Below are 13,476 nucleotides of genomic sequence, written 5' to 3' on the forward strand. Positions count from 1 at the left end.
CATCCTGACAGTGAATGGTATAGTTGTTAGGTTACGCGGGAGGGGGACGGCAGACCAGCATGATAGGTCGTAAGCTCCGTAATCGTTACACAGTTCAAGCATTGATTGGCGAGGGTTCGACGGCGGCGGTATATAAAGCCATCGACGACCGGCTCGGCCGCACGGTGGCGATTAAGCTGCTGCTGCCGAACGTCCGCGACACGACCCGCAAGCGCTTCATGCAGGAGGCCAACGCCGCCGCGCAGCTCAGCCACCCGAACATCATGGCGATGTTCGAGCTGGAGGACGACGACGAGCGCCCATTCCTCGTGCTGGAGTACGTCGAAGGCGACCCGCTTAGCAAGTACGTCCCGTCCTCGCCGGAGACGATCGTCAAGCTGGGACGGCAGGTCGCACTCGCGCTGCAATACGCGCACGAAAAAGGCTTCATCCACCGCGACATCAAGCCGGCCAACATCAAGGTCACGGCCAACGGCCAAGTCAAGCTGATGGACATGGGCCTCGCGCTCAGCCGGCACACCCCGCGCGTGACCGCGCACGGCATGGTGATCGGCACGCCGGCCTATCTCTCGCCCGAACAGGCGCAGGGTCAGCCGCTCGACGCACGCACCGACATCTACTCGCTCGGCATCGTGCTGTACGAGATGGCGACCGGCCGCCTGCCGTTCACGTCCGAAGACATCGGCATGCTGCTGCGCCAGCAGGTGATGCAGCCCCCGGCGCCGGTCACGCAGTTCGTGGCGGACTTCCCGCGGTCGCTCGAAGCAGTGATCCTCAAGTCGCTCGAAAAACAGCCCGCCCGCCGCTATCAGTCCGCGGCGCAGTTGGCCGCCGCTCTTGATGCCGCGATGTACGGCATGACCCACCCCGGCCCGGCCGCACAAGCGTCAAGCCCCGCCGCCTCGACCTCCACGGGCGAGAGCGCGCGCACGCTGCGCGTGATGCTGGCAGACGATCATACGCTGCTGCGTCAGTCGCTGGCCGGCATGCTGGAGGCGTCGGGGAATTTCGTCGTCGTGGCCGAGGCGGGCGACGGCGAGACCGCGCTCAACAAGGCGATGGCCGTGCTGCCCGACCTGCTGCTGCTCGACATCAACATGCCCGGCCGCAGCGGGCTGGAAATCCTGCCGCTGCTGCGCCGTGACGCCCCGCAGGTCAAGGTACTGATCCTGACCGGACGCGAGGAGGACTCGTATATCATCCGCGCGCTGCGGGCCGGGGCCAATGGCTACCTGCTCAAGAGCGCCGACGAGTCCGAGCTGCTGGACGGCATCAGCCGCGTCATGCAGGGCCAGCTCGTGCTGGGCCGCGGCGTGGCCGAGCGCGTCGTCAGCGGATTTCTCGTGGGCGGCACCAGCACGCTCGACGAGACCGAGACACGCATCATCCAGCGCGTGGCCGCCGGCTTCGAAAACGAGCAGATCGGCGAAGCCCTCGAAATCCCCCTCACCGAGGTGATCGAGACGATCGCGCGGCTGATGGACAAGCTCGGCGCGAAGGACCGGCACTCCGCGGCGCTGCGCGCGCTGCAGCGCGGCTTGATCGTGATCGAGGACGTGCACAACCTCGCAGTCAAGGCGTAGCCGGGCCATATCCCAAACAGTGGATTTATCTGCTATAATTAGAACATGCGTTCCAAAATAGTTTCGTTCCGTGCGGTGCGATGTGGTATGCTAGTTTTCGGTGCATCACGGCGCCAAACCGACCGCATCCCGCGGCGGGAAGAGGGTAGTAAGTAATGGCGTTCTCTGACGACGATCGCTACGACGACGACGTGAATCAGGACGACGGTTACGAGGGCTTCCCTGACGAAGACGATCAGGACGATGCCCCCGCGTCGCCGCGCGATCGCATACGCAACCAGATTAACCCATACAGTGCCAAGCCGGACGCGCCGAACGCACCCGGCAGTCGAGGCTCGCCGTTCCGCAGTACCGACTCGCCCGGGAGCAGCGGTTCGGGCAGCCGTCCCGGTTACGGGGGCAGTTACGGCAGCGGTGGCGGTGGCAGCGGAAGTACAAGCGGGAGTGGCAGTCGCGGGCCGGGCAATCCATTCAGCAGCGGCGGCGGATCTGGGAGCGGGTCGAGCAACCCATATGGAAGTTCGTCGGGTCCCCGCCAGCTTGGCGCCAGCGGCGCCAGCAACCCGCCACCCAGCCGTTCGACCGGCACGTTTTCGTCTTCCAGCAGCCGCCCGAGTTCGCCCGGCAGCGACCGACCTTCGTACACAGCCAGCAGCGCGCCGCCGTCACGTTCGACGGGCGAGAACAGTCCCTACCGCAGCCCGAGCGAATCCACGCCTTACTCGCGGCCCGGCGACCGGCGCGACGACCGACCCAGCTCGGCCAGCAGCCGGCCCGCAGACAGCAAGCCGGCGGCAAAGCCCGACGACAAGTCCGGCGGGCGCGGGATCGGCGGGTTCTTCGGCCGCGGCAAGGATGACAAGCCCGACGCCAAGAAAGATGCCGGCCGCCCGCAGCAGAACCGCCCGCCCGACAAGAAGAAAGACGACGGCGGCGGCAAAGGCATTTTCGGCGTCGTCTCGAACCGGTTTGGCCGCGGCGGCGACAAGCAGGCCGCAAAGCCAGACGCCGGGCGCGGCGCACCCGCGTCTTCGTCGTCCTATGGACGCTCTGCGTCGCCCCCAAACAAGCCTGACCGCAAACCGGCCAGCGGTGACAAAGCCGCAGGCGCGGGCGGACTCTCCGCGCTGACCGGCCGTATCGGCGGGATTTTCAAGCGCGGCGGCGACAAAGATGCGAAGCCCGGCGCCAAACCGCCGGGTCGAGATGCAAGCCCCGGTCAGCCGCTGGCGAGCATGTCCGGTTCGCGCTCGGCCCCGCCCAGCGCCCAAAGCGGCGCGCGCCAACAGCAGCCCCCGAGCCGGGCCGCAGCCGCCGAACGCGGCGAGGGTAAAGGCGGGCTTTGGGAGGCGCTGACGAGCCGGCTGCGCGGGGGCGGCAAGGCCGACGCCCAGCCGCAAAGCCGCACCCGCCGCGAAGGCACTAGCAACCGCGTCCCGGAAGTGACGACGGCCGGCTGGAACCTCGATACACAGCTTGACCTCGTCGGCATCGGCCTGATGGTCGGCGCGTTGATCCTGCTGCTGTCGTCGCTGTCCGGCGATCAAGGCGCGGCGATCGGTGCCGTCAACACATTCCTCGGCCAAGTCTTCGGCTGGGGCGCGATCGTCGTCCCGTTCCTGATGGGCGGGATCGGCGCGTTCCTGTTGGTCACCCGCTTTGGCGACACGCCGCCGGAGATCGACGCGGTGCGTGTGGCCGGCGCGGTCAGCTTCTACGTCGCGCTGCTCACGCTGTTCCAGTTCATCGTCGTGCTCGACCCGCTGTTCCAAGGCGACCTCGCCACCATGAAGCTGTTGGTCGATGGCTACACGTGGGGCTTGGGGCGCGGCGGCGGCGTGATCGGAACCGGCATCCACCTGTTCCTTGTCGAGAACATCGGCGAGATCGGCGGGTTCGTGCTGTTGGCCGGATGGATGGGCGTCAGCCTGATGCTGTTCACCCGCACATCCGCCACGCAGTTGATCGTCATTATCGTCAGCCTGACGCGCAGTTTCCGCGTGTCGTGGCAGCACCGGCAGCAGTTGGCGTCTGCCCGTCGCGCCGTGGCACAGCAGGAAGCGGCCGCACGCGCCGCTGCACAGCGCCAGATCGCCGTCTCTAAGCCCAATGCCGGCGAACTGAGACCGGGGACAGCCGGGGCGCTCCCCGCTGGCGAAGCCCGTCAACAGCCCCTGCCCCTCGAAGATCTGCCGATCCGGGTGGGCGGGCAGATGGTGAGCGCCGAAACAGCGGCCGCCGCCTCGGTTCCGGCAGCGGCGGGCGCGCGCGGAGCGTTCGGCGGTTTGCTCAAGCGCCTGCCGGGCTCGGGCAGCCGCGGCACGCAAAGCGACTCCGAAGCCGAGACCGCCCCCACCGGTGGAGCGCGCGGATTCCTCAGCCGCCGGGCGGGATCGACCTTTACGAACGGCGCACTGGAAGGCGGGTCGCCGGCCGCAGCGCCACCCCCGCCGCCGCCGTCTAGCGTGCCGCCCTCGATGCAACCTGCGGCCTTGCAGCATCCCGCCGCGCCGGCCCCGTCGCCGGCCTATGCGCCCTACCAGCAGCCAACACAGACTCCGGCACCGGCCAACGCCAGCTCGACTCCATCGCCGCAGCCTGTTCCGCCCGGACCCGCCGCGCGCCCGATCCAACCTGCGCCGCAGCCTGCGCAATCTACACCTGAGCCGGCCACGCGCCAGCCCAGCCCGTACGGCCCATCGGTGCAGAACAACACGCCGATCAGCACGCCCAAGCCGCCCAGCATCGAGACGCACCGGCCCAAGCGCAGTTACACGATGGTCGATTTCCGCACGCTGCTGGCTCCCGGCTCGAAAGGCGACTACGACCGCAAGGCGCTGGTCGAGCGCGCACGCATCATCGGCGAGACGCTCGAGAGCTTCGGAGCGCCCGGCAAGGTCGTGGAGATCAACACCGGCCCGGTGATCACCCAGTTCGGCGTCGAGCCGGGATACATCACCCAGCGCGACCGCCAGAGCCGCGTTAAGGTGAGCGCCATCGCCCAGCTCGACAAAGACTTGCAGCTCGCCCTCGGCGCACGGTCGATCCGTATTGAAGCGCCGGTGCCGGGCAAGGGCTACGTCGGCATCGAAGTCCCGAACGACACGCCCATGACGGTCAGCCTGCGCGACCTGATGGAGTCGAACCGCTACCAGCGCATCAAGTCGCCGCTGGCGATCGCGCTCGGCGAGGCGGTCGACGGCACGCCGGTCGCCGCCGATCTGTCGAGCATGCCGCATCTGCTGATCGCCGGGACGACCGGCTCCGGTAAGTCGGTGATGGTCAACGCCATCATCTGCAGCCTGCTGCTGCGCAATACGCCGGATGTCGTGCGCTTCATCATGGTGGACCCCAAGCGCGTCGAGTTAACGACCTACAACGGCATCCCGCATCTGGTGGCGCCGGTCGTCGTCGAGGTCGAGCGCATCATCGGCGTGCTCAAGTGGGTCACGCGCGAGATGGACGACCGCTACAAGCGGTTCAGCGTGGCCGGCGCGCGCAACATTGACGACTACAACCGCAACCGCGCGGCCGAAGTCGAGCAGATGCCGTACATCATCGTGGTCATCGACGAGTTGGCCGACCTGATGATGCTGGCCCCGGAAGAGGCCGAAAGGTACATCACGCGCATCGCCGCCATGGCGCGCGCGACCGGCATCCACCTCGTGATCGCCACGCAGCGCCCGTCGGCGGACGTCGTCACCGGCCTGATCAAAGCCAACTTCCCGGCGCGTATCGCGTTCGCCGTGGCGTCCAACGTCGACAGCCGCGTCATCCTCGATCAGCCGGGCGCGGAAAAGCTGCTGGGACGCGGCGACATGCTGTACCTCAGCGGCGACTCGCCCGCGCCGGTGCGTCTGCAAGGCGTGTTCCTGAGCGATCAGGAAATCCAGACGATCGTGAAGCACTGGAAGGCGCAAAGCGACGGCACGACCCAAACACCGCTGCAAGCCTTCGCCGCGGCGGACAAGGACGACGAGTCGAAGCAGGCGTCCGGGTTCGGCGCGACGGCCGGGCGCGGCATGGCGTCCAGCGGGCCGATCTTCCCGCAGAAGGCGCTGTTCGATGAAGACGACGAGGACGACGGCGACGAGTCCGGCGAGGACATGCCGGACGACGAGTTGTACGAGCGCGCGGTCGATCTGGTGCGGCGGCAGAACGGCGCGTCGGTGTCGCTGCTGCAGCGCAAGATGCGCATCGGCTACGCGCGTGCGGCCCGTCTGATCGACGCAATGGAAGACCGCGGGATCATCGGCCCGGCCAAGGAAGGCAGCAGCAAGCAGCGCGACGTCCTGCCGGCGAAGTAAGGTAAACGATGGGAATCGGAACAGATCTCATAATCGGCATCATTTCAACGTTTGCTGGTGTAGCGATTGCATTGGGGATTGAAAGGGCGCGCCGCCCTCGGCTTGAGATCGCAGTCGGCAAACCATTCGACTTTCCCATTCAAGCTAGAGAGATGCGCGTGCTGCGACTCACTGTTTGTAACAGACCATTGCCCAGAGTACTGCTGTGGTTCTATCAGAGTGAGCCTGCCATGAACTGCGTTGCGCAGCATGAGATTTTCCGCCCCGATGGAACAAGACTGTTTATGTCTTCAGTTACGGCGCGTTGGAGCGGAAGCCCGGAGCCCGAGTTAATTGAGCGTGCTGACGGCAAAGTACTTTGGAAGGAAACGAACAGCGAGGACTTACCACCTGCAAGTGAAACAAGTCTCGATGTAGTGGTTCGACGTGAAGGCAGCCAAGATGCCTTTCCGTTTGTGAACGCCAGTTACACCAATCCTCGCTACGAGCTCCCGAACTACCGAATACCACATGGGACATTCTTGATAAAAACGACCATTCGAACGGGTGGCCGCACTTTCGCAGAAGCCTTTCATCTCTCAAACGACAGCCACCTTGACCATTTTCGGATCGAAAGAGTAGCTGACCCGAACACACGGCGACAATTAGGGCTATAGTCCGCCCATACAGTTGTCTGACAAGATATCAAACCGGGTTGCTGCCGGCGCCGGGCACAATGATGCGCAGGGCGTCGAGGATCGCTTGAAGCACGGGCAGCAGCAGCTCGGCCATTAGCGCGCCGGTGGGCATGTTTCACTCACTCGCTCGCTTGAATACCCATTCGTAAGCCATGTATCCGCGCTGCTACGGGATCTAAGTGCACACACAACGGCACGCCGGGGAAGTCTATCCTTATCGCAACGATGTCCATGACACCCGATGATGGTACTTGAACTTGTATCGGGTGTTCAACGAGTGCTGCGTTTCCTGGCATCTCGGCAAGAAGAACTTCCTCTCCCTCCTCAGAAAGTGGCTTCAGGCGATCATCTACCATTACAAGGAGAGCATATCGCGTCAGATCCAGGTTCGAGAAACTCGAAAACCGATCGTCTACGAAATAGCGGGTTTGTCCGAGTTCTATGTTGAAGCTCAGCCGCTCGCCAGCAACAAACGGATCGAAGAACGGTTTGTAGTATCCCGTAAACAGGTCAAACCAGACTGGAGTGCGCAGTGCGCCATCAAGGAGCGGCGGATCGTTAGGGTGTGGTTCGGCCGGCAGCATTCGTTGGTAGGCTCGAGGATCCTTTCCTACGATGGAGGGATCACCAACGATAAGGGTCATGCGCGCAGAGAAGAAATCCAGAAGCCGTTCGAATTCATACGGAGACGTTGGGCTGTCCAAATTCGGGATCCCAATCAGTACGACATCGTAGAGACCTTCTTCCTGTAGGGGCGGAAGCTCGATGGTAAGTGAAAACACTTGTCGCCAAGGAATCAGCTCGATGAGGAGCAGTTCGCCATTCAGACCAAGTGGCAATATCGTCTCGTTGATGAGTGCGAAGTAGTGTACGGTAATCGGTTCATCGGGCGGGTTCTTCAGACCACCAATATACTCGATCTCATAATTGAGCTTGACTGATACGTTGCGGTCTACCCCAAAAACCTGCAGCCCATAAAGCGCTGCAAAGGCGTCCGGATAGAAGACGCGTTGTAGTCCGATTTCGACTTCATATGGCGCTCCGCCCTGAAGAGGGGTCGGAAGTTCAAGCCATGATGATGACTGGTTTGGGCATACCGGTGAAGGAGCCACGATCTGCTGTGCGGCGCTCGGGAGCAGTGCAGCGGCCACGACAACGATGAGAATGATGCCCCGAACAAGTCTGGTCATGCTGCAATCCATGGCTGCAATGTATAAGTGTCACGCGGGCCAGACGGCACTTCACAAGAGGCGCCGTCCGGCTACCGATTTGACTCAATTCTGACAGTTGTAACCTACGTTCGCGGTGGCAGTCCCAAAGAGCATCGTACCATTACCCTTTGTAAACGAGTGCAAAGTGTTGTTCACAGCCTGATACGGTGTTGTGCTCCAGAACAGAACCCACATGCAACCCGACCAATACTGCAGGGAAGCAGAAGTCACGTAGCTCCAGGCAGGTCCCCGCAGATCGCACGAGTCAGGGGTCGATTGCGGAGGGAAAGTGTAGACATAGAAGCTGTTTACCCGGGCGCAAATCCAACGTCTGGGCGACACCTCTTTGGTATACGTTGAACTCGCAAATGCCCAAGCCGCGTTTCCTGAGAACCATAGGTTCGCTTCGCCCCGGTGTTTGCCACTCACAAAGTCTAATCGTGGCATATTGAGGTTCTGATACGCAGACCATCCTGCTGTAATATCTCGCGTGTTCGATGAAAAGGAACGACCTTTCCCATCGCCAATAAAGACTGCATTGAACATTCGGATCGGTCCAGGAACATACCAGTCTGCCTTCACATGTGGGAATCCCACGGGTGCTGGAGGCGAAAAACCCGGTTGCGGAGGAGGCGGCAATGGCTTGGGCGGACTGGCAATGGTCTCCGCTGCGATTAGGAGTACAAGCAGAACTACCACGAAGACACTTGGACGGACTTTCATTTCACATCTCCTGTGCCAGCGGCAATTGTTGCTGGATATGAAGAATGTACCCCCCCCCTTGCATTCCTCGTCAATCATTGAGTAACTATGAGTTTTGGTACGAAAGTCCTTGTATCACGCTGCGCACGGGAACGACCCAGAGTCAACTGTGCGTAGCTATGCTATCGTTCTCTAAAGTTCTGTTGCAGCCGCTACACCGGATTACTGCCGGCGCCGGGCACGATGATGCGTAGCGTGTCGAGGATCGCCTGAAGGACGGGCAGCAACAGCTCGGCCATCAGCGCGCCGATCATCACCAGCGCGACCACGTAGTGCCACCAGCGCAGATTGACGCGCGGGGTCTCGTCCGGCTCGCCTTCGCGCGTGTATCGCTCAAATATGAAACGGTCGTCGTCCGCGTCGGGGTCGAAGGGTTCGTAGTCGTTGTGGTAGCTCATGCGCGCGCTCTGCTGTCACCTCTCGGAATCAGCATAGCCGAAGTCCAGAAGAATCAGATAAGCGCAAAGACAAGTTGTCAGAGATCAGTTGCCAGGCGTCAGTTGGTGGCCCGGATGCCGTCAACCTTCACGCGCAAAAAAATCCCCCTCTCCCCGCGTGCGAGGGAGAGGGGGATTTAGGGGGTGAGGGGTTGTTTAGCTGCTGAACACGACTTCCTTGATCTCGGTGACCTTGATGATGCCCTCCGGCGAGCCGCGCATGATCGCCAGCTTGACTTCGCCGATGGCCTTCGTCACTTCGATCTCGCGCGGGCAGGCCGGCGTGCAGTTGAAGATCGTGCGGCAGCGCCACACGCCGTTGGGCTCCGCCAAGATTGCGAGGCGCTCGGCGGCGGCCTTGTCGCGGCTGTCGAAGATGAAGCGGTGCGCCTGCACGATCGCCGCCGGGCCGACATACTTGCCATTGGACCAGAACGACGGGCACGCCGTGGTACAGCACGCGCACAGGATGCACTTGGTCGTGTCGTCGAAGCGCTCGCGGTCTTCCTGCGTCTGGAAGCGCTCGCGGCCGTTTGCCGGCAAGGGATCGTCGTTGACGAAGAACGGCATCACCTCGCGGTAGTGCGCGAAGAACGGCTCCATATCGACGATCAGGTCTTTCAGCACGGGCAGGCCGAGGATCGGCTCGACCTGAATCTTCACGCTGGCCGGGATCGGCGAGAATAGGTCGCGGATCAGCGCCTTGCAGGCCAGCATGTTGCGCCCGTTGATGCGCATCGCGTCCGAGCCGCAAACGCCGTGCGCGCACGAACGGCGCATCGCCAGCGTGCCGTCCTGCTCCCACTTCACGCGGTGCAGCAAGTCCAGAACGCGATCGGTCGGGTCACAGCCGGTCAGGCTGAACTCCTCCCAGTACGGCTTGCGCTTCTGGGTGTCTTCCGGGTTATAGCGCCGAACGCGCAGTGTTACATCAACCATTTGTCGTCCTCTTCGTCATCGGGTGTGTTCCACCGGGCGTTAGTACACGCGTTCCTTCGGGGCAAAGCGCGGATCTTCCTCGGCCAGCGACATGTCGACCTTCTTGTCCATGTTGATCTTGTATTCCGGCGCGGCGATCCCGTACAGGCTCGGCGCTTCACGGTAGACCAGCGTATGGACGAGCAGGTTGGCGTCGTCGCGCTTGGGGAAATCCTCGCGGCTGTGCGCGCCACGGCTCTCGCGCCGGTTGAGCGCGCTGACGGCCGTGACCTCGGCCAGATCGATCAGGTTTTCGAGTTCCCACGCTTCCATCACGTCGGTGTTGAAGCGCTTGCCGCGGTCGTCCACGTGCAGGTCCTTAATGAACGTCTCGCGCAGCTCGCGCAGTCCTTCGATCGCGGCCTGCATCGTCTCCTCGGTGCGGTACACGCCGACGTTGTCGTTCATCAGCTTCTGCATACGGTCGCGGATGGTATACGCGCGCGTCTTGCCCTTGCTGGTGCGGATGCGCTCGAACTCGCCGCTGATCTCCTTGCCCGCGTCTGCCGGCAGGTCGGTGAAGCCGGCCGTCTTGACGAACTTGGCGATGTTCATACCGCCGCGCCGCCCGAACACGACTAGATCGACCAGCGAGTTGGTGCCGAGACGGTTGGCGCCGTGCGCGCTTACGCAGGCGGTCTCGCCAGCGGCGTACATGCCGGGCACGACCGTCCAGTTCGCATCGATCACAACCTCGGCGTCGACGTTGGTCGGGATGCCGCCCATCGCATAGTGCGCGGTCGGCTGAATCGGCATTGGCTCGACCACCGGATCAACTCCCAAATAGGTGCGGCAGAAATCGAGGATGTCCGGCAGTTTCTTCTCGACGTATTCGCGGTCGATCCGCTTGCTCTCGCCAGCCTCGGCGAAGTAGCGGTTGACCGTCTCGGGGCGAATGTCGAGGTACACGTAGTCGCGGCCCTGGATGCCGTTGCCGGCCTTGATCTCGTTGTAGATCGCGCGGCTGATGACGTCGCGGCTGGCGAGGTCTTTCACACGCGGAGCGTATTTCTCCATAAAGCGCTCGCCGTGGCGGTTGACCAAAATGCCGCCCTCGCCGCGCACGCCCTCGGTGATCAGGATGCCGAGCTTGAAGATGCCGGTCGGGTGGAACTGGAAGAACTCCATGTCCTGCATCGGGATGCCGCGCCGGAACACCGCCGCCGCGCCGTCGCCGGTCATGCTGTGCGCGTTGCTGGTCACCTGCCAGCAGCGGCCCCACCCGCCCGAGGCGAACAGCGTCGCCTTGGCGTGGAAGATGTGGAAATCGCCGGTGTTCAGGTCGATCGCCACCGCGCCGACGCACACGTCCCCGTTCATCAAGACGTCGACGACGTGATACTCGTCGTAGAACTTGACGCCGGCCTTGATGCACTGCTGGTACAGCGTCTGCAAGATCATGTGGCCGGTACGGTCGGCGGCGTGGCAGGCGCGGTATACCAGCTTCTCGCCAAAATTCTGCGTGTGGCCGCCAAAGCGCCGCTGGCTGATCTTGCCCTCGGCGGTGCGGTCGAACGGCAGGCCCATGTGCTCGAGTTCGAGGACGGCATCGACCGCCTCTTCCGCCAGCACCTTGGCCGCGTTCTGATCGGCCAGATAATCGCCGCCCTTGACCGTGTCGTAGGCGTGGTAAATCGGTTTGTCGGGGTTCGGGTCATCCCCGATTTTGTTGCCCAACGCCGCGCCGATGCCGCCCTGCGCCGCGCCGGTGTGACTGCGCGTCGGGTACAGCTTGGACACGACCGCGACGTTCGCGCCGCCCATGCTGGCATACAGCGCCGCCATCAAGCCCGCGCCGCCGGCCCCGACAATCACTGCGTCGACCTTATGTGTGTTCATCCATCACCTTTCCCAGCTCGTTTCTACCGGTACGTCTCAACCACCAATGCGAGCTTGGCAGAATTCGGACAGCGTTTTGCCCAGTTCTTCCTGAGCATGGCAGGCCATGTCGAGCGCAGTCGGCTCGATCCCCGCCAGCAGCGCCGCGCCACCGACGACCAGCAGCACCACGCCGCCGATCACGGTGACATAGGTGGCCGCACGGCGCAGCAGCGGTTTGTCGCTGGTGTAGTCGGTCAACACGTAGCGCAGGCCGTTGAAGCCGTGCACCGTCACCAACAGCAGCAGGCCGATGTCATACAGCTTCCACACCGCGACGCCTGTGGTCGGCCCCGCCAGCGACGTATTCCAGCGGCTGAGCACGAACTCGGTCGCCGTCCCGCTGACGTTGATCAGGCCGCGCGTGCCGATGATCGTGGAACCGGCCTCGGTCAGCGCAAACACGCCTTGCAGCACGTGCATCATGGCCAGATGGCCGAACACCAGCGGCAGAATCAGAATGCCGCTCAGGCGCATGAACGACCACCAGAAGCGCTCGAGCTGGCTTCCCGCGCGGCCATTGGCTTCGCCGCCACCGGTCACCAGACCGACAAGGCCGGACAGCAGCACCGCACCGATGATCGCCGCGACGATGCCGACCGCGAACGGCACCTGCGCCAGCAGGACGCGATCGAGGCCGAGCACAAACGGGTCATGGCTGTAGTGGTCGATCACCTCAATCAGCATTAAGGCAAACACCGGCACCAATGTGACGGCTGTCAGCCCAAGCACGGCATACGCGGCGCGCTGCTGATGCTTCCACCAACGCGGCTGAAAGTCGAAGATGACGATTCGGATACCGTTGTAGGCGTGATACACCACGCAGGCGATGAGGATGAACTCACCGATGGTGAACAGGGGTGACTGATAGGCCGCGATCGCCTCTTCGTACAGGCCGGGGTAGAACACCGCCCATGACGTGTCGATCACGTGCAGAGTCAAAAAGAGGACGACGCCGAGGCCGGAGATGCGGTGAAGCACCCAGCTCCACTGCCCAATGGCGCCGCGATACCGCAGCGTCTCGGTAAGGGTTAAGACGAGCGAATTCAACGCGATCCGCCTTCCACTACATTCCCAACAAATGGGCGTAAATCACGCCCGTTTTTCTCTAGGCGGTGATTATAGCACGCAGATGGTTTCACACAACGCGCGTGGTCTGTTAACTCCGGTTAATTTCGGGCGAATTGGACTCACTCGGTGTTTGGCAAGCCTTCTATGTGGCATTCGGCTAGCACGGACGGGAAACGGCCCGTATAATTAATGGGAATGCCCTCGTAGCTCAAAGGATAGAGCAAAGCACTCCTAAGGCTGAGGTTGTGGGTTCGACTCCCACCGAGGGTACCTGAAGCGGGAATCGCCGAACATTGACCAGCCGCGAGGCTGGTTTTTGTTTCCGTCTCAACTCCACCGCTTTGCCGCACGCGATCGCTTACTTCCTTGAGATACGCGAACGGCGGCAGCAACTCCATCCGTAGTATTGCTCCCTCCGGGGAGACAACCACCCGGTCGACCATTTCACGCAGCAGTTTCCTTTGATCGCTGCGTTCCAGCTTGCCGTATAGTACACCCACTTTCGCAATCACTGTAATCGCGGCATCCAAATTCGCGATATGTATGGCGTTGCTCGTCTCAATAGATTCCAG

8 protein-coding genes and 1 tRNA gene are annotated in these 13,476 nt (G+C 62.7%); 4 read left to right on the forward strand and 5 right to left on the reverse strand.

What is annotated here, in order from left to right:
- Positions 1 to 59: 59 nt before the first annotated feature.
- From IPM16_15540 to IPM16_15550, 3 genes are all read left to right on the forward strand, one after another.
- The gene (locus IPM16_15540; GenBank protein MBK9124512.1) at positions 60 to 1,583 is read left to right on the forward strand and encodes a protein kinase; all 1,524 of its coding nucleotides are present in this window, start codon (positions 60 to 62) and stop codon (positions 1,581 to 1,583) included.
- A gap of 155 nt (positions 1,584 to 1,738) precedes the next feature.
- Positions 1,739 to 5,890: a DUF87 domain-containing protein gene (locus tag IPM16_15545; protein MBK9124513.1), complete on the forward strand. Its 4,152-nt coding sequence runs from the start codon at positions 1,739 to 1,741 to the stop codon at positions 5,888 to 5,890.
- A gap of 8 nt (positions 5,891 to 5,898) precedes the next feature.
- A complete protein-coding gene (locus tag IPM16_15550) occupies positions 5,899 to 6,546 on the forward strand; it encodes a hypothetical protein (GenBank protein MBK9124514.1) in 648 nt (215 codons plus the stop codon).
- 140 nt (positions 6,547 to 6,686) lie between these two features.
- Here the strand turns inward: IPM16_15550 and IPM16_15555 are convergent, their stop codons facing one another.
- The 5 genes from IPM16_15555 to sdhC all read right to left on the reverse strand — a co-directional run bounded on the left by IPM16_15555 (position 6,687) and on the right by sdhC (position 12,883).
- Positions 6,687 to 7,757: a hypothetical protein gene (locus IPM16_15555; GenBank protein ID MBK9124515.1), complete on the reverse strand. Its 1,071-nt coding sequence runs from the start codon at positions 7,755 to 7,757 to the stop codon at positions 6,687 to 6,689.
- Between the two features lie 935 nt (positions 7,758 to 8,692).
- The gene (locus IPM16_15560; protein ID MBK9124516.1) at positions 8,693 to 8,938 is read right to left on the reverse strand and encodes a hypothetical protein; all 246 of its coding nucleotides are present in this window, start codon (positions 8,936 to 8,938) and stop codon (positions 8,693 to 8,695) included.
- A gap of 195 nt (positions 8,939 to 9,133) precedes the next feature.
- A complete protein-coding gene (locus IPM16_15565) occupies positions 9,134 to 9,916 on the reverse strand; it encodes a succinate dehydrogenase iron-sulfur subunit (GenBank protein MBK9124517.1) in 783 nt (260 codons plus the stop codon).
- 39 nt (positions 9,917 to 9,955) lie between these two features.
- Positions 9,956 to 11,794: a succinate dehydrogenase flavoprotein subunit gene (locus IPM16_15570; protein ID MBK9124518.1), complete on the reverse strand. Its 1,839-nt coding sequence runs from the start codon at positions 11,792 to 11,794 to the stop codon at positions 9,956 to 9,958.
- A gap of 36 nt (positions 11,795 to 11,830) precedes the next feature.
- Positions 11,831 to 12,883 (reverse strand): succinate dehydrogenase, cytochrome b556 subunit, encoded by a 1,053-nt coding sequence (sdhC, locus tag IPM16_15575; GenBank protein ID MBK9124519.1) that lies wholly within the window; start codon positions 12,881 to 12,883, stop codon positions 11,831 to 11,833.
- A gap of 218 nt (positions 12,884 to 13,101) precedes the next feature.
- Between sdhC and IPM16_15580 the strand changes: the two genes are divergently transcribed.
- Positions 13,102 to 13,174: transfer RNA gene (locus tag IPM16_15580), tRNA-Arg, on the forward strand.
- The last annotated feature ends 302 nt before the right edge of the window (positions 13,175 to 13,476 follow it).

It is taken from the genome of Candidatus Flexicrinis affinis (assembly GCA_016716525.1).
GTDB classification, from domain to species: Bacteria; Chloroflexota; Anaerolineae; order Aggregatilineales; family Phototrophicaceae; genus Flexicrinis; species Flexicrinis affinis.